Here is a 24,044-nt window from a genome sequence, read left to right on the forward strand (position 1 = left end):
CTGAAGGACCATGTCGAAAGTAGCGCTGCCGACGGCTTGAAGCGGATTGGTGTCTTCGCCATCGATCCCGCGCTCGCCAAGTCGCCGACTTATTCCGCCGACGCATTGGCCTCTGTCGACGGTTTGAAGTCGACGGTCTCGCGGCTGGTCTGCGTCGCGGCTCGTGGCGCCGACGATGGCGGGTCGACGCCCGACGTCGCCTGCGCCGCTGCGTCGGCGATTGCCGGGCTGCCGGTCGCCGCCTCGGTCGTCCTGAAGAGCGTCAAGGGGTTTACGCTGCCGCTCGCGCAACAATTCAGTCCGACCGAAATAAAGGCTTTGTCGACCGGGCAGGTCATTCCCATCATCGATCCTGCTCTGATCCCGGGCGAAAGCCTGCATTTCGCTGAAGGCTGCTGTTTCACGACAGACGCTACGCTGAACTACATCGATGTGGTTCGCCTGCTCGATGACACCGAGTTCCGGCTGAAGGCCGGCTTGATCGGCATGATCGGTGACGCGCGAATTACCAAATCGGGCCTGATAGGGGTCGTGAACAGGGCCCAGGGCATCCTCGACCGGCTGATCGGCCCGGGCGGCATCGATGGTTATTCGGTGATGATCCCGGTGCTGGAAATCCTGCGGGTGCCCGAAGATGCCCGTAGCCCAGGCGAGACACAGGCAGTCGCCCAGGCGCGCGCCGACCGCACCGTCGAGATGCTGGTCTCGATCACCCTCGGACCTGCTGTCCACCTGCTGAACATAACCCTGCAACCGCGGTTCTGACCGCCAAACCCTAGGAGCATCCCATGGCAAACTGGCGGTCCAGACTGATCGTCTCCTTCGTCGAGGCCGGGCAGAAGAAGACAATTTCCCCGATCGACTCGTTCCAGCCTTCGTTCTCGTTGAACGCGGAGCCGATCCATTCGATCGAGGCAACCCACATCGGGGTTATCTACTCCCCCGACCAGATCAACTTCTCGATGACGGTGAAGGCCGTCGGGGCAGACGGTCCGGCCGCGCGGCTTACCCATCTGGCGCTTCAGGGGATCCCGTTCAATGTTGAACTGGAGGTGAGGGAGGGCGACGAGGACGATTGGTCGTTCGAGAGCATCGTTCTGGCCGATTGCATCATCACCAACGCAACCCCGAGCAACGCATCGATCTCAGGCGCGCCGACGGCGACCTTCTCGGGATTCGCCATGGCAGGCACCACCAAGTCCGGCGCCACCGAAAGCAAGGCCGGCGCGTATGCCGTGGCATCGACCAAGATCGGAGTAAACGTGTGAGGAGACAATCATGCGTGTGATCGGTTCGGGCAGCGTACTTCCGGCGCCCAAGCGGGTGGTGTCGACCGGGCTGGCGGTGGTGCACGAGAACGAGCTCGTGTACCCGGCTGCAGGCTCGGCTGCCCAGGCCGAGGCAGTAATCGAGGATGCGCGGGCTACCGTTCAGGTGGTTTTCCCGGTCGAGATCGAGATCCTGGCTGGCGGCGGTGAGGCAGAAATCCGTGACTCCATCGAGACCGCGATGCGGCGCACTGCCGCCCGACTGGACCGGCTAGGATAGGGGGATTCGGTGACGCTTCTGGTCGCCATGCCCATGAAGATGCGACTCGATCTTCGGGCAGCCCGCGAGGGACACGATCGGCTCGACGCGGCGGTGCGCGCGGCCTACGCCCGCGCGGCTGAAGCAGCGGTCGAGGCCTTGGAGGATCGCGGCGACTATCTGGCACTAAAGCTGACGCCGGCCCGATTCACATGGGCTGGCACCGCGTTGCGGTGGCTTGACCCGATCGACCGCGCTGCAGTCGAGACGGTGATAGACCGCGCGATTCAGTCGAGTGTGGCTAAGTTACTCGACCGGCCGGCGCTGCAAGATATTCCTGAGCCTTTGCAGGATGGCGAAGGCGCCGTACTCGATCCCGATCGGATGCTCCCCGGCAGCTACCTGGCGCCGAGCTACGATACCACGCCCGAGAAGCGCAAGGAGCAACTTGTCTTCGTCCTGGACAGGGAGAGCTTCGCCAAAACTCTTCCCCCCGACGTTGCGGCCGAACTTTATCTCTACCGCTTCACCGGTCTTGATGCGCTCAATCGGGCATTCACCGCCGTGCTGCGCTCGGCCCTAAAGCAAGGGCTGCACCCCCCGCACGGCATCCTCGGATGTCTCTACCTGGACCGCCACGGCAAGTCGTTGACCCACTGGATCGGCCTTTGCCGCTATGCAGGCGATCCCGACAATGTCGCCATTTATGACCGCTTCGTGTTGGGCGCTATCGAGACGGTGTCGGTCAAGAAGGGCAAGGTCACAAAGCCCTCGAACACCCGTATCGATTACACCGGTGTTGCGAGCTACGCAAAAGTGGCGTCCGGTGGCGACATCGAGGCGTCACTAGAGAGGTATCTGATCGCGACGCAGAAATCTCTGGTCGACGAAGAAATAGCCTCCAAGAAGCTCAACCAAACCGATGCCGCGGCGCTGCACGCCGATATCGCGTCCCAATTGCGTTCTCGCGTCGCGGCCATAGTTAAAGGCGCGAAACAGTCGAACCCGCATCGCACGCTCTGCCACGTCCGTTTTCGGGACGCCGGCGGTGGTGAAGCCGAGGGAGCAGGGCCGGATGTGTTCGAAAATCAGACGTCGATCAACGTCTACTCGATCGTGCGCGTCGTCTACGGCGCAAAGAAATCCGATGGGGGTGAAGGCGGCCAGGCTGGCGGAGGGGGAAAGGCCGGCAAGGGCGGTGGCGCCGGTGGGACCGGCGCGGACGGATCAGGCGGGGATGGCGGAGCAAGCGGCGAAGGGGGCGAACGCAAACCGGTGGGCGGCGGGTCCGAGGAGGGCGACGAGGCCGGCACTTCAGCCCGGTTTGTCTTCCCACAAGGCCCCAGCGGCGATCCGATCGAGATCGATCTCGGACCCTTGAACGGTGAACTCTCGTTCGATGAGCTCGGCGCAGTCGGCGTCCAACTTCGCGATCTGATGAAGCGCATCGCGTTCCGGCTGCAGATGCCGGAGGGAGAATATCCCGGCTCGTTTTTGGTGGCGGCTGCAAAAGTCTGGGGCGGGCGCGCCGCGAGCGCTTCCGGCTTCGAAGGGGTTCGCGCGGCGACGTTGAGTGAGGTGGCGCCGGAGTCGGACAACTCTCCACTTGCCGCCCTGACCGGGCCAAGTGCGGCAGGGCTTGCGGCGCAGATGGCGCCTGTGCTGCGCCGTGTGTCGGGCGGTGGCTCGCTCGGCGACGTCGATTTCAAGCCCGCCGACAGCCCTGTTTTGAAGACCTTGCGTCACCTCGGCGGCACGGTGCCGATAATGACGGCAATGTCGCGGCTGCTGTGGGATGCATACCAGGACAGGGCCAACGCCTCGCGGCTCGGCAGCTACTACAAAGATGATGGTGTTTCCTGGCACCTGCATTTCCTGCACGAATATTCCCCGGCAATGCGCGATTCCATCGCCTTCGGATTCAAGGTTGCCTGCAAGAGCATCCTCATCCAACTCTGCCTCACCTCCCGCCACGAGATCTTGCTCAGATTGAACAATTTCGAGCGGTATGCGCCCCTGGTCGAGACCATGTTGGTGCATATGCTGGCCCCGCAGGCCGCGCTGACCCTTTTGCGCAAGGCGCTGATGGACTGGCTGAACGAAAATCGTCGGACTACCGCAAGCACGATCGCTTCCGGCTATGCATCGTGGCGCTCGGCGCGGCAGGCCTTGACCGCCGCGCTCGACAGCGAAGGCAGTGCCGCCTACCTCGAACGTTCCAAGACCGCAATCGGCCAGGCGTGGACCGAAGCCAAGGTCGAGTTGGGCGCCGACGATGTCCCGCGGGTGCGCGATAAGAACGGCAGACTTTGGACGCTGCAGGAACTGGACCAGGCGATCGCGCTTGGAAACGGAACGGCGCAAGCGATCGATCCGCTGGTGCGCAAGATCGCCGACCTGCCGCAGGCCGCCGTCATGGCGAAGGCCGACCCGGCAATGTTGCGGAGCTATCTCAAATCGCTGCTGAACGAGATGCTCACCGGCAACACTAAAATTACCTCGCAGGCGGAAGGCTCCGCCGAGTTTGCCTTCCGCGCCTCGAAGATCAACGAGGACATCGTCAATGCGAGTGTTCCGGGCACGACGGTCGTGCTCGGCGGCCTCCATTTATTGGCACATCAGGCGATTGGCGATAGTTTCCTTGGCGACGCCCGCTATGCCGAGGGCCTCGACTATGCCTTTAGCGCTGAACTTGGCCGTCAGGGCCTGGTTTCATTCTTCGAATTCACCGGGGTGATGTTCCTCAGCGTGGTCTGTCCGCCCCTCGGCGCGGTCGCCGGCGCGATGGTCGCCAGCGTGCACGTGCATCAGGCCCAAGAGAAGATGGAAATGCTGAAAGGGCTGATGGACGAGGACAAGGTTATGTCGCTCGCCGACGCTGAACTCGACCTGTTCCTGGCAGAACTTGAAGCCGTCTTCGCCTTCATCCCGATCGCCGGGAAGGCGCTGAAACTCGGTGCCAAAGGGGGCATCGCAATGGTGAAATCCGGCGCCAGGGCGGGGGCCAGAAAGGCTTTCCAGGGCCTGGCCAAGGAGGTCGCCGACGAAATGGCCCAGCAGCTGAAGTACGGTCTGGTCGTCGCCTTCATGAAGGAGCTTGCCAGCGACCAGATCGTCGGCCAACTTGTTCAAAAAGCGATCGAGCCGGCCATCAAGGCCCTGATGCACGAGATCGACCTAACGGTCGGCGCCGGCACTGAGCCGGGCACCAGCACAGCCGATGAGGCGATCGCCACGTCCAACATGCAGCGCTTGCTTGATGAGGAGGGGTCGTCCGACAAGGCCAAGTCGGAAGGCGCCGAGATAGCGCGCAAGGGGAGGTTCTGATGGCGAGGCTGTTCCGCTTCCGCTTCTCGGACGAGGTATTCGATGTCGCTCGTGCGATCGAGGCCTCTCCCTCCCTCAAGAAGCTCAGAAACAGACTGGTGCACCTCCACGGGCAGTCTGGACAGGAACTCATCGAGGACATGGTGACCTGGGTGATGCGTCATGCCGGCGACCATTACGTCGCCGTGCGCGGCGCGCAGATTGACAGGGTGTTCAAATTGCGTGACGAACTGGAGACCATATACAGGAAGGTCATGCATTTCGGCGACGACGCGCCGTCGAAAGCTGACCTGGAGGCGCAACTCGCCGGGCTTGTGAAAAAGTACAAGGAGATTGACGACGCGCTCGCCGATGCCTCCAGACCTCTTGAGCCCTTCACGCTACCACCGGCCGCGCGCGATGAATTCGCCAAAACGTTCGCCGATGCCCTGACCGGTGGCGGCGGTAAGCCCCTCAAGAACTTCCCCGAGCAGCCTACCCAGGCGACGGTGCGGCCGCATTCCGCCGATTTCGCCGATGCGAGCGGGCGCATGCCGGGCGACCCGGGCTATAGAATCAAGGAATCACGTGCCTTCATCAAGGAGTGGGGCCAGGATCCACAGCGGCCCGGCGTCTACCTGCGCAAGTTCGCCGACGGCAGCTCGGCCGAGCTGACAATTGTGGACGGCAAATACAACATCAAGACGACCATGCCGGATGGCACAACACTGACGATCCGCGAAGGGCAGGTGAACGTCGATCCGTATGCACGCAAGATATCGACCACGTCACTGATGAACGCCCATCACGGCGTCCAGGCCCACCCGATGAAAGCGGTTTTCGGCGATTTCGGCTACGATCCCGACGCCGCGCCGACCATCTGGCTGAGGAATTCGCGTGCCGGCAGCCCGCACGGCAGGATCACCGCCATCGAAGGGCGCACCGGGCTCCATCCTTCCGAGCCCGGCTCGAAGATGTCGGCTACCGAGATCAAACAGGCCACCTATGCGGATATGCGCCGCACCGCCGCCGCCGAGATGCGCACCATTGGACGGTCGGAACAGGAGATCCGCGAATACCTGACGGCGCATGACCGTTACTTCATCGACAACATCCTTCCGAAGGTGAAGGCTGCAGGAAAAACCGGCCTTCTCGGCGATTGGGCCGATTCGATGGCCGGGGTGGTGCCGCTATGACGATCGAGACCCGCATAGCAAATGTCGAGGCGGCGGTTAAGCGGCTGGCCGGTCCCGCTGCTCGGCCTGCGGCACGCTCGCAGCTGGCCTTGGCTATGGCCGACGGCAGTGTGCCGCTGGAACTCGCCGTCCTCTATCAGGTGACGGATGGGCTGGTCCTCAATGAGGCCGAGATCTGGGACCTGGGCGACACCCTGGGCTACGCGGGCCGTGCCGCGGTGACCAGGGAGTACCCTGGGGGGGTCGCCTTCGGCTGGAACCGCTCTGATGTGGTCTTCGTGCTCGACGCCGGTGATACCATGCATGCCGGCGCTGGCAGCGTGCTGGCGGTCGACAGCGTCTATACGGGCCCGGAATCTGCGGTCCACTGCGCGCCTGCCCTCGGCAGCTTCCTGGAAGCTGTCAGCCGCGGCGAGCGGCCCTGGCGCGCGACCAGGCTGATCGACCGTCAGGCTGCAAAACTGGCGCAGATGATTTCCCGCTACACCGACCGGGTCGATGCCCGACCGCCATTGCCCGAAGAGACGCTCACGGCCGCGATCGCCTCCCGCGAAGTTTCGCCGGGTGCCGAACTGCTTGCGTTTCTTAGCATCGCCAATGGGTTGCGCTTCACACGCACCGGTCTAGAGGTCGCGGGGGCCGCCGATCTAGCTCCGGTTCCCGGCATACGCCGTCCCGACGGTGCACCGGGAGCGATCCGTGTTGGCCGCGTCGCCGAAGGACCCGAGTTGATCGTCACCGCGCCGGGCTGGGCCCGGCCCTCCGACCTTATGCTGCAGCTGGCGCATGGCGGGGATCCGCTGGAGGCGCCGTCCTTCGGGCGATTACTGCCGGTGCTGATCGGCTGGATTGGTTCGGACGCGGAGAATGCGCCATGACTACGCGAAAGGATGCCTGATGCCCAGACGCAGCTACATCAGCGGCTTTGTCGAAGCAAACGTCAAGGGCGCAGTCGGCCTTCTACCCCGGTCTCTTCCCTCTGCGGTGCTCGCCGACGGGTTCCGTTTCGTGCCGCTGTGGGCGGTTTCGTCAATTGCGATTTCGGAAAGCTATCATCGCCCTCCGCTCGGCTCCTCCTTCGCCCGCCAACTTGTGGATACCCACGACGATACGCTCACCCTGTCGGCCTCGCTGGTGGGCTGGGATCGCTTCCTGTGGAAGGAGTATCTCGAGGTTGTCGCCGAGGCGAGCCTGCGCGGTTCGATGCTGGAAAGGCTCTCCGGCGGAAAAGCTGGCGGCTTGATCCTGGTGACTTCGATGACGATCCGCACCGATCTCTACATGCAATCACTCAGTTTTACCGCCAACGCAATGCGGCGCGACGTAGTTGACGTCTCGATGACGCTCGTGCACCTGCCGCGGCCGGGCCCGCTGGCGCAAGTGCTTGATCTTTCTGCGGTCGGCGTCAGTACGCTGACAGAATTTGTGGTGGGATGATGTTGCCAACTCCTCGCCTCCCATGGATAGTGCGCACCACGGTAGCGGAGCGCCTCAGGCCACTACCCGACTACACCGCGCTGACCGCGCGCATCACGCTCGGCTTGCCCCACGCCATCGTGCTCGACCGGCGATTCACGCTGGGGCTCGTCGCGCCTAGTGGGCTCGCACGCTTCTGGTTGGCTACGCCCCGCGAAGCGGTCGTCAGCCAGGCCGGGGAGGATCGGCCCGGTGCACCACCGTTCCGGCTTCTGCTGCGCACCAACGGCGGATTGATCGGCGTGGCTCCTCTTGTGATGGGGCCGTCTCGGTTTTTCTGTGTGACCGGCGCCACCCCACCGGGCCTGCGACTTCGCATCACCGGCTGGCGAATTCACGCCGGAAGTCTGGTCGGTCCTGGGGATTTTGGTTCCTACGTCGCGTTTGATTGGCGGCCGTGGGGTGCCGCGGCGAAGCACTTCGAGGCGCCAACCGCCCGTCCGGCGGTACTGCGCCGACTGACGCTCGAAGCGCCAGACATGTCCGTCACTTTGCAAGCCGATCTCGCCGCTCTCGTCGAGACGACCGCCGCGCCGGGGCCAGGCGCCGGCCGGTTCCGCGGTTATGGCCAGAGCTTCGCCGATGGTTAGCTTGAGCGACTTCACCGCCTTGAACGAAGTGGCGCCGGGAAAGGTCGCTGACTGGTCGGTGGCGATCTCGCCTGCTGATCCGCTGGTGACTGCGAGCCTTGTCAGCGCGGCGCCCTTCGCCAGCGCCGAGGCCCTGGTCGGTGCCGTGATGGGCCTGTTCGGAGGCGACCCGCCGCCCTTGATCACTTTTGACCGTGGCGGACACTATGCGCGCGTCGAGGTCGATGCGCAGGTTGGCCTCTCCGGCGGAGGTTTTGTGCTGGTGCTGCAGCGCGCCTTATCCAACGACTATGACCGCCTCGCTGCCGCCAAGGCCGCCTGCGATGCCAAGAATGTCCCTCTCGTCGCGAAAGTTAGCCTGGGCTGGACCTCCAACCGCGGCCCGCTGGGCCTCATTGGTCCGTCGAGCAAGGGCCTGGTGCCGGTCGGTGCTTTCGCGATCACCGAGATTGTTCCGTCGGTTGAAGGCGTCGCCTATCGTATCGCGCTACATGGGCGTGAGTTGATTGGACACCGGCTTTCCAAGCGCCGCGTCACCAAGGCGGAAGAGGCAAGGACCCCAGAGGAGGCTGTGGTTGCCGTGATGAAGCTCCTGGGCTTCAACGAGGATGAGTATCTAATTGATCTCGCGAACCCCCCGCCGCCGCCGGCAACCAGCCATCCCAAGATCAAGCTCGCTCTGGGTCAGGACGGACTTACCGAGGTCCAGCGGCTCGGCACCCTGATCGAGACCTTCGGCAAGCGCCAGGGCCGCAAGCCATTCCTTGTGCGCGATGGCGTGCTGCACATTGGTGTCGGCCGCGCGATCCCGTTCAAAGGCGCCAAAGCCTCAGGCAAAGTGCTTCGGGTCTCTGCCGCCAATGGGTTGATCGGCTATGCCGAGACACAAAGCACGCCCCGTGATCCGAAGTTCGATTTCGCGGAAGCTTTCGAGGCTGGCAACCTGACCGCCACCCCTGAAATGCGTAGGAATTTCCGTCTGGATCTCGTCGGCGCGCCGCAGATCCATCCGGGCGACGTCGTTGCCTTCCCACCGAGCAAGGACCCCAAATCGCCTGCTCCGATAGAGTTGGCGGGGGCTGAGGACTGGACCAAGGCGATAGAGCTTTATGTGGCCAGCGTCAGCCACCGGATCGAACCGAATGCGGGCTTCATGACAACTGTCACGGGGGTGCAGGTAGAGACCTCTGGCGGTAGATCCACGTCGATCTGGGACGTCCCCTCCGGGGCGCCGGTAAAAGCCGCCAGTCGTGGTGCGCGCAGCCTCGACGACGGTACACCCGAAGGGGCGCTGTCCCATTCGGTGTCCCAGGCGGTAGAGCGTGCACTGGCCCACTACGCGCTCGCCGAAGTCGCCGAGGTCGCGAGCACGGTGCCCGCCTCGGGCGAGGACTCTCTTCTGCCGCTCGCCTCCAACTTGGTCGTCGGCGTCTCGGATCAGCCCTGGCATATGCGCCGCTCGGCGATCAACGGCCTCTACCGGAATGGCGGCGTGATGTTTAGCGTGCCTTATGTCTCGCCCTTCGCATGGGGTCCTTTCGGCCTTGTGCTGCCGCGCTATCCCGGAACCCGCGTAATGCTTCTGCCCGCTCACGGCGACGCCGAGGATGCCGTCGACATCGGGGCAATCTGGCACGGACCGCCTGACGACAATGCCGCTCGGCCATCGAATGTGGAGCCCGGCGACTGGTGGTTGAAGCTCCCGGCGAAGGTTGAGATGAAGGATCACGCCGACGTCGTCGCTGGTCCGATTTTCCCGCCTCCCGATGCGCTGGCCACAAACGACCTGACGGATGCCAACGGCAATCGCGTCATCGAAGTCGGCCAACTGGTCATCCGGGTTGGCAAGAAGGCGCTGAATAAGGGCAGTGAACGACCCGAAGCGGATAACCGCGCCGAAGCCATCGTCATCGAACAGAAGGACGGAGGGGCGCTGATCACCATCGAGGCGGACGGCAAAATAACCATCAAAGCCAAGAACGTGGCGGTCGAGGTGTCGGGCACAATGGACGTGAAGAAGGCATGAGGAGAGCTCTACCGCCATGACCAAACCCATCGCCAGCGCCAGCCGCATCCTCGGCAAGGGCCTCGCCCTCGCCGCCACCGACCCGGGGGAGGACATCGGCCTCGACATCGCCTTCGCTGGTCGCGACCTCGCCTGTGTGTCGGGCCATGATGCGCTCACCCAGGACCTGCGCGTGGCACTGTGCACCGGGCTTGGCACCGATCCCCTGAACACCGGCTTTGGCTCGGACGCCTTTGCCGCGATGGCCGAAGAGACCGATACGCTGATGCAACTTGAACGCATTCGGGTTGCCATTATCCGAGTCTTACGCACCGATCCGCGCATCAGCCGGATTGTCGATGTCCGTATCAACGGCGAGCCACGCCCCTTCGCCGCCGAGCGGACCACCACGCTTTCCATTACCGCCGTGTTCGAGACCGCGTTGCACGACTTCGCAACCATTACCATCGAGGGATTGCCCGATGCCTGACGCTGCCAACTTCGTCCCGGACTCCATCGATCCCTCGGCTGTCGCCGAGGCCGACTTGCGCAACAGTGCCGGCGGCCCTTATGGCCTCACCGAAGAGGGTTTCATCCCGAAACCTTACGCCCGCCTGGTCGCCGAAGGCTTAGCGCGGGCCCAGCTGTACTTCGGCGATGACATAGATGTCCGGCCGGGCTCGGTACTGCGGCGGCTGATCGAGATGTCTGCGCTCGAACATGCGCGCACCCACGCAACACTGGCGGCAATGTATGATTCGCTCTTCGTGTCCAGCGCAAGCGGTGATGCGCTGTCACGGCTGGGCGAGGAGCTCGGCCTGCCGCGGCCAGCGATGCAGGCCAGCGGCACCATCTCCATCACGCTGGTCGCGCCGTTGCCGGCGGGAGGGTTTGTTATCCCGGCCGGTGCCCGGATGTTGAGTCCGGGCGGTCATCACGCCGCACTTGCCGAAAGCGCGCGTTTCGCCGATAACCGCAAGACGGTCACGGTCGCTGTCCAGGCTTTCTATCCAGGCGCTGAACACAATCTCGATCCCGCCGTCGCGACCGAGAAGCTCGCGCTGTGGAACCCGGTCGATCCGGCTCTCGACGGCCTGCGCCGACTGGCAGCCGACAGTGGCATGACCGCGGAGGCGGCCGCGCCGATCGCCCACACGGCTCCGCTGACGGGCGGCGATTCGTTTTGGACCGACGGCCGTTACCGTGAACTCCTGCTTCAGGCGCCGCGATCGATCTGGAGCGTCGAAGCTCTGCGCACCGCAGTGTCGCTGGTTCCTGGCGTGGCTGCCGTGCAGGTGATTGACGAATTTGGAGGGCTCGACCTCGATCGTTCGATCTTCGGCAACTTCAACTTTGTCCAGGGGCTTTTCTCGGCCGCCCGCGATTATGGTTCGCCATACGCGTTCCGCGTCATGGTCAAGCCGTCCGCGGCGGCGATCTGGGATGGAGCGGACGGGTTGCACGCGACGATCGCCGAGGCAATCGAGGATCTGCGCCCGATGGGGGTCTTCGCCGACATCCGCAAGGCCGAGGAAATCGGTGTCGCCGTCAACGCCAAGCTGGTGGTCAAGGGCGAACCGTTGCCCGCCGGCGATCGCGCCAGCGTCAACGCTTCGCCAGCCGCGATGGCTCTGAAGGGACGCCTTCTCGACCGCATCCGAAGCTATGTCGGGGGGCTAACCTTCGGCGAGCCGGTGCGCGCTGCCCACATTTCGTGGGCGATGCTGAACGAGCCGGGAATAGAGGATGTGCTCGATCTGCGCCTTGCCCGCGTGATCCCGGCCACCACCGCGTTGGACTTCTCAACAGAGGTGACGGACGCTGCCGCGCTCACCGCGACAATGCTGCCCGAAGGTGACAATCTTACCCTCGCCCGTGATCAGGTCGCGGTCTTGATCGACGACCCCTCGGGCCTTGAGATCTTGTAGGAGCCGTCATGCCGATCTCCGATCCCTTCTCTGCCGACATTCTTAGAAGGCTTGCGGACGACATGACCGGTCCGATGGCCGCCGGTGCGCGCGTCGAGTCCGTTCCGCTCGGCGCAGGACTGACAGTGGAGCTGACTGCGGCCTTGCGTGAAGCGGCGATGTTCCTTGCCCTCTCGGCAGACCTGGACGCTCGGCCGCTCACCGTCGCTGTGCGGCTCGTCCGTCCTACGCCCGCCCGCGCCCTCGCTCCGATTTCATTCGCCGGCTGGTCAGAGGCTGGTTCGGTGGTGCCGCTCTACCTGCCGATTGCCGACCCCGAGACCGAGATGGTGGCGCCATTTCGGCTGAAGCTCACGTTTTTGCGCGCCGGCGCGGAATTGTCGGAGGCGGAGGCCACGGCGCTGGTCGAGGGGCGGCTCGTTTCGGGCAGGCTCGGCCGACTGATGGCACTCCTTGATGCCGAAACGGTGGCAATCCGTCGTCACACCCGCGCCATTGCCGCTGCCCGCAGCATCGAGACCGCCGACGCGGCCAGCCTGGATCGCCACGGCGGCGATCTTGGAGTACCGAGGCAGACGGCCCGGCTGACATTGGCGGCGGACGGAACAGTCAGCACTGTGTCGGAGCGCGAGCCAGACGCCGATTATCGCCGCCGGCTGGCAATGTATCGCGCTTTCGCCTTTCCGCGGCCAAGCCAATATACGACCCGGTTTAGTGCGGACGGCCCGTTGGCACAAATGGGCTTTGCCGGCACGCTGGAGTTGCGTGAGGACGTCAACCCGTTCTCGCTCGCGGTGGCATTGATCTCGGTTGGCCTAACCGGGGCCGAAGCGGACGCCCGCGCCGACAATTTTCGCAACTTCTTGCGCCGCTGGGTGCTATTGGATCTAAACAATGCTCCACCGGCGGCAAGGCCAATGTCCGCCGCCGACCGGGAGGCCTCGGGGAATCTGCGAAAGCGTCTTCGGGACTTCGTCGAAATAGCCGCCATAGACGCGGCGATGGCGCCCGACCTCGCGCTGGGGCTCGACCGGGCAGTCGCGCTTTTCAGGGCGGTCGGCGTCGGGCAGAAACTGAAGCTTGTTCGGGCGTTGGATCCGGGCGCGGGATCGCGCTACAGTTTGGGGCTGGGGCTCGGGATCGAACCTCTGACGGCAGCGACGCTCGATACGCTCTTCACCACCGCTGGTGGACCGGCGCCCGCTGGAGCATCACCAGAAGTATTGGCAACCTTCTCAGCGCTGAAAAGACCGACGAACCTCAAGGACGATCCGCTCGGCTCGTGGGTGTGGCGGGCATGCGGCTTCCGCACCGTGCACCTCGCTGAAGCGGACGAGCTTTTCCTGTCACACCTGGCGACGGGTGCTCTGACGCTAGCTGGCGATACCAGCATCGTCCTTCCGGCCACTGGTCAAGATGCCGCCGGGAATTTCCTGGCGAGCTTTGTGCCGGAGGCCGGCAGCGACACGTCGAAGATTATCGCCGCGGCAGCCGCGGCCGCAGCCGCAGCTTTGCCAGGCACGCAACCTTCCGCCGATGCCGCGGGCGTTCTGGCCGCTGCAATGCCCGCAGGCGCCGCCCGCGGTGTCAGGTTACGCGCTGCCGGCCTGCCGGCAATCGAGGACTGGCAACCGGTTCGCGAAGCCCTCTCGGTACTGGACGCCCAGAGTTTTGTCGTGCTGGAGCTTCCCGCGGCAACCACCGCTGGGCTGGCGAACGACGCGGCGGCCGCCTGGACTGAGCTGTCAAACCTCGCCCGGGCACTTCGGCAGGCCGGCGCCGCTGCCGCACTGCCGCTCTTTACCGCAGGTGCCGCCGCCATGGTGGTTGCCACCACCGCGCTGCCCATCGCTGGCGCCAATCTCGCGGGACGAGCTTCTACCGGCTTCCGTTGGTTTTTGATCCCGATTGACAAACCAACGTACCGCGCCCAGGGCGAGGGGAACGCGCCCCTTGCCTCGCTCGACCGCCGCACTGGCCCGACCACGACGTTGCGCGTCCGTGCTCCTGGGCTCTATGCCTTGGTTGCCCTCGGCTATCAGCATCTCGGTGGCACCGACCCGTACGAGGTCCGGATCGAGGCTGGCACGGAGGACCTGCTGACCTACATGCAGTATGAATTCCTGATGAACCTGCTCGCGCTGCGCTACCCAGCCGGTGTGGAGATCAATACCTGGCCGATCCGCCGCTTTCATGTCGCCAGCGACGACGGCACCCGCACCGCGCTCGATCCGTCCGCGGCGCGTACCTGGCGACCGTTCCGCCGACAGCGCCGCGCCGGCACACCCTGATCCTGTGGAGACCTGCCATGGCCGATTTCGACACCATCCTGAAGACCAACTTCGACGTCGATACGGATGAGATTTTCGCCAAACTCGACACCTTTGAGCTGACGGAGGCCCAGAAGGGAGTTCTGGCGACTTCCATCGTTCTGGAGCGGATAGGTTCGGTCAAGCGAACCTTTTCATACACCCACCCCCTCGCGGCCTCCGACGACGACTGCGCACCAACCTTCGCACGCAGCTTCATTCATGCCGACTGGGAGGATGGTGAGGATGTCGTCTCGGCGCAGGGCTCGAATGGCGACGAAGGCTTCAACGCCCGCTTCCACAAGATCGAGGCCGATCTCGACGCACTCTCCACCGACATTGCCAAGAATTTCGAATGTTTGGCCGAATTGCGATCAGACCTCGCCACGCTGCTTGAAGAGATCAAGCTGGAGTTGAACCGGATCAACACAGATATCCAGAGTCTTAAGCCTAAGAGCGGTGGTGTCACCTTGCCACCGGTGGTCTTCCCTCCCGAAGTCATTTTTCCGCCGATTAACGTCGGTCCACGGCGACCGATCGGGCCCCTCGATCCACGGGGTCCGTTGATCAATCCTGGCTCGATCGACCCCAGCAACCCCTTCATCTTTCCGGTTAATCCAGGTGGCTTTCTTGGTGTTGTCCCCGGCGCCCCCGCGATCAATCCAGCCTTCGGCGGTGCCGACAATCCCGGCACGGTCTGGACATCGCGGGAGGATCCAAATGTTGGCATCATCGCCGGAATGCGAGCGACCCGTGTAACAGAGGGTGTATTCAACGGCACGAAGGTCGAGCTATGGAATACTCCGCTCGGCACGGTGTTGACGCCGATCACCCCCGTTGGCGCTGCGCCGCAGGGCTTTATCGATCCGCGGCTCGAAATGACGGGCCGCGTCGGCGCCTGGTCTGTCGCCAACGCGGACACGGTCAAGGATCGGTTCGGCGGCAATGCTTTCACCAAGGCTGATCTGGAGCGCGAATTCGGCGATACCGATATTGGCGGAGGCGTGACGTTGAAGGAAGCTCTGAGGGGACTGAACGCCGATCGCAGCTTCGCCGATGTTGGCGAACTGGTTGACGGCATCGCCTCCGCTCAGGCAACGGCCATCATCAATGCCGGTGCTGCCACTGTTGCAAGCATCGGCAGCGTCGGCTTGCACGTGGGTGATGTCCGCCCGGAGGCTTCCTCGGTCGAGGTCTTCGCCGCAGCCTCGCCCGAAGAGCGCGCCGCACTCTCCGCTGCGGGCATCGATACGGTCAGCAAGCTTGCGAGCGCGAACCCAGATGAACTTGCCGTTGCGCTCAGTGCCACTGCTGGCTCCACCGATGCGGGTCGCCTTGCCGCGGGACGGCTGCGGGGCATCGCATTGGCGGTAGGCCGGCTTCGTCCGTAAAGCGCGATGGTGACGAAGTCGATAGCGGTAAAGGCGGACGTCTCAACCGAGACCGCAACACCGGATTCGCCAGCGAACGGGTTCGATCCCGGCGGCAGTTGGTCGCAGATCAGTTTCGTCGTCGAGACATGCGACGTACTGACGGTCGGCGGCGCTGCGGTTGCCTGGAGGGCCTTGGCGACTTTCGCTTACACTGGCACTCAAGGCGGGACCTCGACCGCAACCAGTCCGCCGAGTTCGGTAAATCTTACCGGCTCATCGTCGGGATTGATCGGGGAGGGCAAGCCGCTGCTGCGCGACGGCGACAGCGCCGAGGACAGCTTTGGGAACAAGATCAAGGTCAGCGCAAGCGGGCCTTTGCGTTCCGACTAAAGCGTTTCCGGGAGAACTACGAAACGGACGACAGCAACGGAAGTCACAATCATTCCGCGAGGCTTCGACATAGGCCCGCCAACCGCCGAAGGCGGCGAGCACCGCGCCGTTGCATTTGCTGCCGATGATAGACATATACCGCAGTAGCATTCGTGGACGCGCCACCGGCGCCGAGGAGATGCTAAGGGTTGGCCCCAAAGCGCATTCACAAGTTTAGGCCGATGCGCCAAACTACGCAGCAGGTTCGCGTATCCAGGTGATCGGTCTAGCCAATACAGTCTTCTGGACAAAGCGACCCATTGTGGGGCGAGGGCAGTCGTGCCTATGCGGACTTTAGGCGCGAACCCGGTGCAAATGTTCTTTTCTGTGCTTTCATTATCAACTGGGACCGGTTGCAATGTAGTTATAAGATTTTCCCGATCGTCTTATAGTAGGCGGCCCTTGCCAGCGAGCCGTACTGCAAGTTATAAGAAATTTGCGAATATCTTATAGCGAGCTGGCTGATGAAGACGATCGATCTGATGTACCGAACAATGTTCGCGGAGCTCGTTCAGCGTTCCCTTGATGCGTCGTTTGAGACAGATTTCTCTACGTCGGGCAATTTCGTCCGGGTTCCTGTGAAGGGAAGATATTACTGGTATTTCGAGGAGACTCAGCCAAACAAAACACGCAAATATGTGGGTCCGGCAGATGATCCGGAGATAGCAAGACGTGTGGAGAGTTTCCAAGGCATCAAGGATGATTTGCGCGGTCGTCGAAAACTGGTGTCGACCCTAACCCGGGAGGCAGGGCTGGCGGCTCCCGACAGGTTCACGGGAGACGTGGTCGCAGCCATGGGAGCAGCCGGCATCTTCCGGCTACGCGGTGTTCTCGTCGGCACGGTCGCATTCCAGACCTATGCCGGACACCTGGGTGTCCGGCTGCCGGGAGCCTCGTTGCAGACCGGAGACGCCGATTTCGCTCAGCATTATTCGGTGTCCTCGACCCTTGAGGACAGCCTACCGCCCGTCATCGACATTCTGAAGAGCGTCGACGCTACTTTCAGGGCGATACCACATCGATCAGACCCGCACAGGATCACGCAGTTCGAGAATGCTGCCCGATACCGGGTCGAATTCCTCACTCCCAATCGGGGCTCCGATGATTATGCCGATCAAGCCAGCCCGATGCCCGCTCTTGGCGGGGCCTCGGCACAGCCTTTGCGTTTTCTCGATTTTCTGATCCATGAGCCCGTCCGGACTGTCATGCTACATCGCTCGGGTGTGCCCGTGATCGTGCCATCGCCGGAGCGCTATGCAGTGCACAAACTGATCGTCGCCTCCCGCAGGCAGTCGGATGTAAACGGCATCGCGAAACGGGAGAAGGACGTGCATCAGGCCAGCCTCCTGATCGAGGCACTCGAAACCACACGCCGACAAGAGGAACTCGCGGAGGTCTTTGCCGAAGCTTGGGGCAGAGGTCAGAGCTGGCGCGTTGCGATCCAGAAGGGCCTTAGCCTGCTTCCGGAAAAAAGAAAGGCAGCGGCCGCGCTAAGTCTTGGAAACGCTCTATCATCAATCGGAGCCGAACTCGAAGGCTTCACCGACGCTGCCGTCAAATAGCAGATCGTAGACGGGTTTTCGGCTCGTTTCCCCCTTTGCATGAATCGCATCGATGCGATTGTGGCTTCTAGGCCTGCAGTTCGATTCCCTTCAAGGAGATGGATACGCCAGGTGCCGGTTCCGTCGCCATCGACCGATCGTCTCGGGTGGGTGGAGACCGGGCATGAAGCTGCCCCTTGCGTCGCGCTTCCACTCGGCATACTTGCAGTCACGCCGCTCACCCAGCGCGATACAGCCCTATAATTCGCTGGAGCTCCTGAACACCGGCGTGCGCTCGACCCGCGCTAGCGATCCGATCGGCTGATGCAGCGCTGTGATCGCGAGTAAACTCCGCTCGCCAGAAACATTGCGGTCGATACGTGAGCGTCGGCACCCGAGGGGGTGTATTTCTTGCGCTCATGAACGAGGTCCGAGGACGGATACGGCGCCGGGACGAGATGCGGCACGCCGCCTTCTCCGATCTCAGACGAGCACCTGCTCGCCAATCTCGACAACGCGGTTGGGCGGTAGGCTGAAATAGTCGGAAGGATCGATCGCCGCATGCGACATCGCAATGAACAGCCGGTCCTGCCATCCAGGCAGGCCAGTGGTGGGGTCTGACACGAGCTTGCGCCGCCCGAGAAAGAAGGACGTCGACATGATCTCGAATTTCAGTCCCGCTTTCCTGCACATTGCGAAGGCCTTGGAGACATTCTGATCGTCCATGAAGCCAAAGTTGATGGAAAGCTTGCTGAACCGATCTGAAAGCCTCGTCAGTTCGATCCGGTCAGCCTCAGGCACGAACGGAACGCGACGGGTGTTCACGTGAAGGATGACGTTTTGCGCATGTAGCACGTGATTGTGCTTGAGATTGTGAAGCAGCACCGCGGGGGCCTTGTCCGGCACGCTCGCCAGAAATACTGCTGTCCCGGGAACCTCCGAGGGAGCGTGTTCAGATTCTCGCTCGATTAGTGTTATGAACGCCTCCAGCGCCATGTCGTTGCGGCCGATCTTCTCTTTTACAAAGCGTGTGCCCTTCTGCCAGGTCCACATCATCATCATGATCGTGCCGGCGATCATGATGGGCACGTAGCCACCATCGTGGACCTTCAGGAGGTTGGCTGCGAGAAAGATGCACTCGAGAACAAACAGAGGCAGGAGGGCGCTTAGGGTAAAGACCGTCGACCACCCCCATATCCATGTCAGGAAAGGGAATGCCAGCAGGGTCGTCACCACCATCGCCCCTGTCACCGAGATGCCGTAAGCGGTGGCAAGCGCCTCTGAACTTCCAAAGATAATGACGAGGGCAAGCACGCCGAAGAAGAGCAGCGAGTTGACGGATGGCACATAGATCTGGCCGGTCGTCGTTTCGGACGTGAAGCGTATCTCGAGGCGCGGCAGAAAACCGAGATGGATCGCCTGGCGGGCCAGGGAGAAAGCACCGGTGATGACCGCCTGACTGGCGATAATCGTCGCAAGTGTGGCCAGGATCACAACCGGCAGGAGCGCCCATTCAGGAAACATCAGAAAGAAGGGGTCCTCGACCGCCGTCGGGTGGGTGAGCACGAGTGCACCCTGTCCGAGATAGTTGAGCGCAAGGGCCGGGAAAACCACCAGAAACCATGCCGTCTGAATCGGTGTACGCCCGAAGTGACCCAGGTCGGCATAAAGCGCTTCCGCTCCGGTGACGGTTAGAAACACCGCGCCGAGAACGACCAGACCGACGAAACCCGCATGTGTGATGAAATCGAGCGCGTAAAGTGGATTGAATGCATTGAGGATCGACAGATCGTCAGTGATGTGGGCGATCCCGCCGAGCGCCATGGCGATGAACCAGACGAGCGTGATTGGGCCGAAGAACTTGGAGACAGCCGCAGTACCCCTCGATTGCACGATGAAAAGCAGAACAAGGATCGTCACAGAGATCGGCAGGACGTAGGGCGAGAGAGCGGGCGTGACCAGCTTCAACCCCTCCACTGCCGAAAGCACGGAAAGCGCTGGCGTGATCATCGCATCGCCAATGAAGAGCGCGGCGCCCGTCAGACCCGCCAGAAACAGCAGCGCGGTGCTTCCTTTCGCTTTCTTCATGAGCAGCGCGAGCAGGGAGAGAGTTCCGCCTTCGCCGTCGTTGTCCGCGCGAAGAAGGAAGAGAACGTATTTCAGGGTCACGATGACCGTCAGCGTCCAGATCATCAACGAAATCAGTCCGATGACTTCGTTTTCGTGGACGCCGTCATGCGCGAACGGCCGCAAGGCTTCGCGAAAGGCATAAAGCGGGCTGGTGCCGATGTCGCCATAAACAACCCCGATCGAGCCTAGCAGGAGCGCGGCGAAGCGGCCGTGATCTTTGTCGGGATGGCCGGCTTGTGTTGCTGTCATGAGGACCTCGAATGGAATTTCGCCAAGGATGTCAACGCTATCATGCGTCCATTGAATACAGGTTCCGCCCCGGAAACATATTGCCGAATTATCTGCAGTCATTGCTGGAGTTGCTGTCGAGCAGGTACTTCAAGGCGGGCCTAATCACATTGTCACTAAATAGGGATCGCTGTAGAAGCTTCGCCCTCTAGCTTTTCGAACCATGCGCCGAATCTTGCCGCCTCAAGCATTTCATCAGCTCTAACGAGCAGCCTCAATCAGCCTCTCGGCAAGCCTTGTCTGGCGAGCGATTATCTCTGATCCTTCATAGGAAAGGTGGCCGCTGTCCCGGTAAAGGAATTTGCCGTCGATCTCCGTCTTGCATGTTGTGCCATCGCAGAGAAAGTCGTGATAAGAAATGACCTCTACGTCCCCTTTCAAGGCCACTTGATTCAAGAGCTCGAGGGTGCGGGAATGGCTTCGGCGGTATTCGCTGACATATATTTTACAATCGCTGTACGGTCCAAGAATAATACTTCCTCGCGCCTTTCGCTCAAGGCAATCGCCGATATTGAAGCTTGCGACGGGCGGAGGAGCAAGAACAACCACTCGCTTGCCCAAGGCGCGAACGGCTTCGACGAGAGCCTTAATCGCATCGGCGGCTGCGTTTACGGAAGCGTCGACCTCCGTGAAAGTGTCTTTATTCCTTTTGAGCAGCATGAAGCCATCCGATACAGGGGCGGAAAATGGGCTTGAAATGACTACGGACTTTATCTCTGGCCGACTTTTCAAGATAGCCAAAACACTGTCATTGAAGCGAACACAGTTCTCGCCGAAGGCACGGGCATAAGAGGGAGACGCTGTCCAGTCTTTCGAGAAGGCAGCAAGTCCAATGGCGGGGAAGCAGGCGCCCATCGTGAGCTGAGCCAGCCCGGTTTCTCCGACTGTCTTGGCCAAGCCGGGAACCAGTGCCATGGCGAATGAATCGCCCCAGACCAGCAACTCGGGCTTGTCTGTCGTTTGGCAGTTCCTGGGGATATCGTGAGGAGGAGCCGATCCGGGACTGAAATCACACTCTGGTCCCAAGCCTACGTTGAACCGCCGGATGTTGGCAAAGTCAATGTTGCTCTCGGTTGCTGCAATGGCGACTGAGGACGAGAAACCGAGCAGAACCGCTACGGCAACGAGACCCGAACACAGCCGCATACGGGACGTCACACATCCCCGCCGGAACGGCTCCTCTACGAAACAGTAAAGAACCCAGCTCGCGACAAATGAGAAAGCAACTGCCGCATAGATCGCAAGGGCAGGCGTATCTGCAAGCCAAGCAGCCCGCACAAAGACAAGCACGGGCCAATGTATCAGATAGAGCGAGTACGAGACGTCACCTATCCTTGCCATGCCTCGAACCGCCACATTGTCGCTACTGGGCGCAAGCAGGAGGATCAGCGTTGCGAGGCAAACCAAAGCGGCATCCGCGCCCGGGTGAGGGGAGCCAATAGGGACAATGGGAATATAAAGGAGAAGTGCGAGCGCCGGGAGGCGCAGCTTCGAAAGCTTGGCAGCGACGCTGGAGCTAATGGGAAGCAAAGCCCCGAATGACCCCACGGCCATTTCCCAAAATCGGGTCGGCAAAAGAAAAAATGCTGTGGATGGATCACGAAAGGCTAAGTAAAGACATAGCGATAGGCTGGCAACGAGGAGCACGCCAACCCCTGTCAGCCACCATCTCCTGGGCGCAAACACCAAGAAGGCGGGGAGCAGCAAATAAAACTGCTCCTCGATAGCGAGCGACCAGAAATGCAGCAGCGGCTTCGTTTCGGCGGCTCCACCGAAGTAGTCGCACTGAAACCAGAGAACGATATTGCCGGTGAATGTGAGGGCCCCGAAAACCTGGTTTTGGAATTCCTTCAGTTCCACGTCCGACAGGAAGAAAGGCGCAGCGATCGTCGTAAGCGCAATGACGACATAGGCAGCCGGCAACAGACGTTTAGCACGCCTATAGTAGAATTCGCAAAAACTGAACCGTGATTGCTCAACATGGGTCCTGACGAGGCCTGTGATCAGGAACCCCGAAATCACGAAAAAAATATCAACCCCAAGATAACCTGCGGCGAACGGACCGAGGCGGGCATGGTAAAGGACCACCAGAAAAACAGCTAGGCCCCGCAGGGCCTGGATATCAGTTCGCAAATATCGCGGCATACAGTACTCGACAAACTTGGCGATCTAAATCGAAGACGCGCTGCAAATCGGACACTGAGGTACAACCCTGATGCTACCCAGTTTGGCTGAGTGAACAATCTGAGCACTTAAGTTTTCGATCTGATGAGCTTACTTACAGTTCGGTCTTCCCAGCATCGCTTGTAAACGTCGTGCTCGACGTCAATCCGATCGACATCTGCCTCATTCCATAAAATTGGGAAAATAGATTGTTTGGATGACAATCATCCACGCCATGGATATGGGGAAGCGATCGTAGCCCGGCTGCGCGACAATAAGGGCGGTGAACTGTTCCGACACCGCGTGCGGAAGTGGTCGCTCCGGCCGTCCGGAGACTTACAACCAGCTTCTCACTATTTCCCGCGCCATTCGACCCAGCCGGATCGGATTGCGGCCTCAGGAATCATCCTTGCCGATTCCGATGAAGCCAGCATCAATTCGACTCGGGCTGTCGCATCGTCTTTGAGCTGTGGTTACGGTCTGGCGTCCCTGTTGGGACATGCCCGGCGGTCGGTTCAATCCCGCCATAACAGACCGAAGAGGTGATCTCAATGTTCGCGTTGTAACCGGCTTGCGTTGCGTCATCCGGGAGGCTCACACGCACTTTTCGCTCGTTGGCAGCGGACAAGCTGGTCAACTAGGAGTGAAAGCCACCCCACTGGCATACCCGATAGTGGAGGACTAACCTTCATGCTGGAAAAACTCAAATCGTACTCGGAATTGTTGCTCTTCTCCTGGGGCGAGGTTGACGTTGTATTCCCGCTCGTCAAATGGAACGCGCCTGCCCTCTATGTCACTGTGGCCCGTACATGGTTCTAACGCTAGAAAGTCCTGCTGTGGAAGAGACCATACAACCCAGTGACGTGCATCGGGCGCGTCAATTTTAATTGTGACTTTCTCTCCAACAAGCGACAGCCTTTTACTGTTCGCATTCAAAAAACAAAGGGCCTCATTTTGGAAAAGGCCTTCATTTAGATGAAGGCGGCGTCCGTGCAATGAAATTTTCCGTTGATTCTCTCGAATTAACCCTTGGGAAGATATCCACGGGACGAGAGGGGATTCGGATTTCTCGAATTCCAGTCGCCAGCTATCTTTGCGCGGAGACAGTAACGGCCATCTAAATCCGGGATGTATCCCGATGGAATATGGGAAGAACGCAATATAGGACTTGTTTTTTACGGAGATATCAATGTTCAGTCGATTATCTTCAATTTTATACGCAATCCTGAAAACGAAATAAAATGGAAACATTGTTTTCGTGAATTCATCGTCAGATGCTTCTAATGTCACCTCACTTTCTGACGTGGAAACCACGTCAAATTGCTGCATCCTGATAAATCCGTGAACAGGCATTGGATAATATTGCCCTTTTATTTCGACAAGCGAAGACTCACTCCATCCGCACGAAGGGAACATCAGGGGACAAGTTTGGTTCCAACCTGGGGAGCGTCGCGGCCAAAGGAGGTCGTTTGCGCCGACCTGCCACCCAATTAGCTCTGCTCCTTTTCGGCTAACAACTGCCTGTGCAATACCGGAACGAATAACGACAGCATCATGCATGAATGTTGTGTACATTAGAACCTTCGGAATCGGAAGCCAGGCGTCCTAAATCCATTCAGGAGCGTGGTGCTATATCGCCTCAACGCCGCCCTGCGTCGGTCGGGTGGCGTTTCAAAAGTCAGCCATTTCGCGATGTTGCGCCGGCCGTAGCCGTTGCGACGGGCGATCTGCGAACAGGACAGCCCTTCCTTGCGCAAGGCGTGCCGTAGCGCCACGATCGCCG

General features: G+C 61.3%; 19 protein-coding genes. 16 read left to right on the forward strand and 3 right to left on the reverse strand.

Going from position 1 to position 24,044, the window contains the following annotated elements; translation table 11 throughout:
• From QN222_RS18315 to QN222_RS18390, 16 genes are all read left to right on the forward strand, one after another.
• Window positions 1-765: hypothetical protein (locus QN222_RS18315; protein WP_284005524.1), on the forward strand; the 765-nt coding region annotated here is incomplete at its 5' end.
• A 23-nt stretch (window positions 766-788) separates the two neighbouring features.
• Window positions 789-1,268 carry a hypothetical protein gene (locus QN222_RS18320; protein ID WP_284005525.1) on the forward strand — a complete coding sequence of 160 codons (480 nt, stop codon included), beginning with the start codon at window positions 789-791 and terminating at the stop codon, window positions 1,266-1,268.
• 10 nt (window positions 1,269-1,278) lie between these two features.
• A complete protein-coding gene (locus tag QN222_RS18325) occupies window positions 1,279-1,548 on the forward strand; it encodes a hypothetical protein (protein WP_283966062.1) in 270 nt (89 codons plus the stop codon).
• 9 nt (window positions 1,549-1,557) lie between these two features.
• Window positions 1,558-4,854, forward strand: coding sequence for a hypothetical protein (locus QN222_RS18330; protein ID WP_284005526.1), 3,297 nt, complete (start codon window positions 1,558-1,560; stop codon window positions 4,852-4,854).
• 140 nt (window positions 4,855-4,994) lie between these two features.
• On the forward strand, window positions 4,995-6,029 hold the full coding sequence (locus QN222_RS18335; protein WP_284005527.1) for a hypothetical protein: 1,035 nt from the start codon (window positions 4,995-4,997) through the stop codon (window positions 6,027-6,029).
• Window positions 6,026-6,907 carry a hypothetical protein gene (locus QN222_RS18340; protein WP_283966045.1) on the forward strand — a complete coding sequence of 294 codons (882 nt, stop codon included), beginning with the start codon at window positions 6,026-6,028 and terminating at the stop codon, window positions 6,905-6,907. Before QN222_RS18335 ends, QN222_RS18340 begins: the two co-directional genes overlap by 4 nt.
• Before the next feature lie 19 nt (window positions 6,908-6,926).
• Complete coding sequence (locus QN222_RS18345) at window positions 6,927-7,466, forward strand: hypothetical protein (protein WP_283966046.1); 540 nt, start codon at window positions 6,927-6,929, stop codon at window positions 7,464-7,466.
• Window positions 7,466-8,095, forward strand: a complete 630-nt coding sequence (locus tag QN222_RS18350) for a hypothetical protein (protein ID WP_284005528.1) — start codon at window positions 7,466-7,468, stop codon at window positions 8,093-8,095. Before QN222_RS18345 ends, QN222_RS18350 begins: the two co-directional genes overlap by 1 nt.
• Complete coding sequence (locus QN222_RS18355; RefSeq protein ID WP_284005529.1) at window positions 8,088-10,121, forward strand: hypothetical protein; 2,034 nt, start codon at window positions 8,088-8,090, stop codon at window positions 10,119-10,121. The genes QN222_RS18350 and QN222_RS18355 overlap by 8 nt, the downstream gene beginning before the upstream one ends.
• Window positions 10,122-10,137: 16 nt before the next feature.
• Window positions 10,138-10,590 (forward strand): hypothetical protein, encoded by a 453-nt coding sequence (locus QN222_RS18360; RefSeq protein WP_283966001.1) that lies wholly within the window; start codon window positions 10,138-10,140, stop codon window positions 10,588-10,590.
• Entirely contained in the window at window positions 10,583-12,028 is a 1,446-nt protein-coding gene (locus QN222_RS18365) for a baseplate J/gp47 family protein (RefSeq protein WP_284005530.1), read from the forward strand. The genes QN222_RS18360 and QN222_RS18365 overlap by 8 nt, the downstream gene beginning before the upstream one ends.
• Window positions 12,029-12,036: 8 nt before the next feature.
• The gene (locus QN222_RS18370; RefSeq protein WP_284005531.1) at window positions 12,037-14,319 is read left to right on the forward strand and encodes a hypothetical protein; all 2,283 of its coding nucleotides are present in this window, start codon (window positions 12,037-12,039) and stop codon (window positions 14,317-14,319) included.
• Between the two features lie 17 nt (window positions 14,320-14,336).
• Entirely contained in the window at window positions 14,337-15,728 is a 1,392-nt protein-coding gene (locus tag QN222_RS18375) for a hypothetical protein (RefSeq protein ID WP_283965966.1), read from the forward strand.
• Window positions 15,729-15,737: 9 nt separating this feature from the next.
• Window positions 15,738-16,100, forward strand: a complete 363-nt coding sequence (locus tag QN222_RS18380) for a hypothetical protein (RefSeq protein ID WP_283965967.1) — start codon at window positions 15,738-15,740, stop codon at window positions 16,098-16,100.
• Between the two features lie 503 nt (window positions 16,101-16,603).
• Complete coding sequence (locus QN222_RS18385) at window positions 16,604-17,701, forward strand: GSU2403 family nucleotidyltransferase fold protein (RefSeq protein ID WP_284005532.1); 1,098 nt, start codon at window positions 16,604-16,606, stop codon at window positions 17,699-17,701.
• 163 nt (window positions 17,702-17,864) lie between these two features.
• Window positions 17,865-18,005 (forward strand): hypothetical protein, encoded by a 141-nt coding sequence (locus QN222_RS18390; RefSeq protein WP_283964050.1) that lies wholly within the window; start codon window positions 17,865-17,867, stop codon window positions 18,003-18,005.
• A 158-nt stretch (window positions 18,006-18,163) separates the two neighbouring features.
• On the opposite strand, the gene QN222_RS18395 is transcribed toward QN222_RS18390, so the two are convergent.
• From QN222_RS18395 to QN222_RS18405, 3 genes are all read right to left on the reverse strand, one after another.
• The gene (locus QN222_RS18395) at window positions 18,164-20,059 is read right to left on the reverse strand and encodes a potassium transporter Kup (RefSeq protein WP_283964049.1); all 1,896 of its coding nucleotides are present in this window, start codon (window positions 20,057-20,059) and stop codon (window positions 18,164-18,166) included.
• A gap of 240 nt (window positions 20,060-20,299) precedes the next feature.
• Window positions 20,300-22,243 carry an acyltransferase family protein gene (locus tag QN222_RS18400; RefSeq protein ID WP_283964048.1) on the reverse strand — a complete coding sequence of 648 codons (1,944 nt, stop codon included), beginning with the start codon at window positions 22,241-22,243 and terminating at the stop codon, window positions 20,300-20,302.
• Window positions 22,244-22,942: 699 nt separating this feature from the next.
• Window positions 22,943-23,836: a hypothetical protein gene (locus tag QN222_RS18405; RefSeq protein WP_283964047.1), complete on the reverse strand. Its 894-nt coding sequence runs from the start codon at window positions 23,834-23,836 to the stop codon at window positions 22,943-22,945.
• Between the last annotated feature and the right edge of the window lie 208 nt (window positions 23,837-24,044).

The organism is Sinorhizobium sp. 6-70 (genome assembly GCF_030124375.1).
GTDB lineage: Bacteria > Pseudomonadota > Alphaproteobacteria > Rhizobiales > Rhizobiaceae > Sinorhizobium.

Excerpts from the sequence above, each read along its gene's own strand:
- QN222_RS18360 (WP_283966001.1), top strand. The coding sequence starts at position 10,138 with ATGACCAAACCCATCGCCAGCGCCAGCCGCATCCTCGGCAAGGGCCTC.
- QN222_RS18325 (WP_283966062.1), top strand. The coding sequence starts at position 1,279 with ATGCGTGTGATCGGTTCGGGCAGCGTACTTCCGGCGCCCAAGCGGGTG.
- QN222_RS18340 (WP_283966045.1), top strand. The coding sequence starts at position 6,026 with ATGACGATCGAGACCCGCATAGCAAATGTCGAGGCGGCGGTTAAGCGG.
- QN222_RS18390 (WP_283964050.1), top strand. The coding sequence starts at position 17,865 with ATGAAGCTGCCCCTTGCGTCGCGCTTCCACTCGGCATACTTGCAGTCA.
- QN222_RS18355 (WP_284005529.1), top strand. The coding sequence starts at position 8,088 with ATGGTTAGCTTGAGCGACTTCACCGCCTTGAACGAAGTGGCGCCGGGA.
- QN222_RS18375 (WP_283965966.1), top strand. The coding sequence starts at position 14,337 with ATGGCCGATTTCGACACCATCCTGAAGACCAACTTCGACGTCGATACG.
- QN222_RS18345 (WP_283966046.1), top strand. The coding sequence starts at position 6,927 with ATGCCCAGACGCAGCTACATCAGCGGCTTTGTCGAAGCAAACGTCAAG.
- QN222_RS18365 (WP_284005530.1), top strand. The coding sequence starts at position 10,583 with ATGCCTGACGCTGCCAACTTCGTCCCGGACTCCATCGATCCCTCGGCT.
- QN222_RS18320 (WP_284005525.1), top strand. The coding sequence starts at position 789 with ATGGCAAACTGGCGGTCCAGACTGATCGTCTCCTTCGTCGAGGCCGGG.
- QN222_RS18405 (WP_283964047.1), bottom strand. The coding sequence starts at position 23,836 with ATGTACACAACATTCATGCATGATGCTGTCGTTATTCGTTCCGGTATT.
- QN222_RS18335 (WP_284005527.1), top strand. The coding sequence starts at position 4,995 with ATGGTGACCTGGGTGATGCGTCATGCCGGCGACCATTACGTCGCCGTG.
- QN222_RS18400 (WP_283964048.1), bottom strand. The coding sequence starts at position 22,243 with ATGCCGCGATATTTGCGAACTGATATCCAGGCCCTGCGGGGCCTAGCT.
- QN222_RS18385 (WP_284005532.1), top strand. The coding sequence starts at position 16,604 with ATGAAGACGATCGATCTGATGTACCGAACAATGTTCGCGGAGCTCGTT.
- QN222_RS18370 (WP_284005531.1), top strand. The coding sequence starts at position 12,037 with ATGCCGATCTCCGATCCCTTCTCTGCCGACATTCTTAGAAGGCTTGCG.
- QN222_RS18350 (WP_284005528.1), top strand. The coding sequence starts at position 7,466 with ATGTTGCCAACTCCTCGCCTCCCATGGATAGTGCGCACCACGGTAGCG.
- QN222_RS18395 (WP_283964049.1), bottom strand. The coding sequence starts at position 20,059 with ATGACAGCAACACAAGCCGGCCATCCCGACAAAGATCACGGCCGCTTC.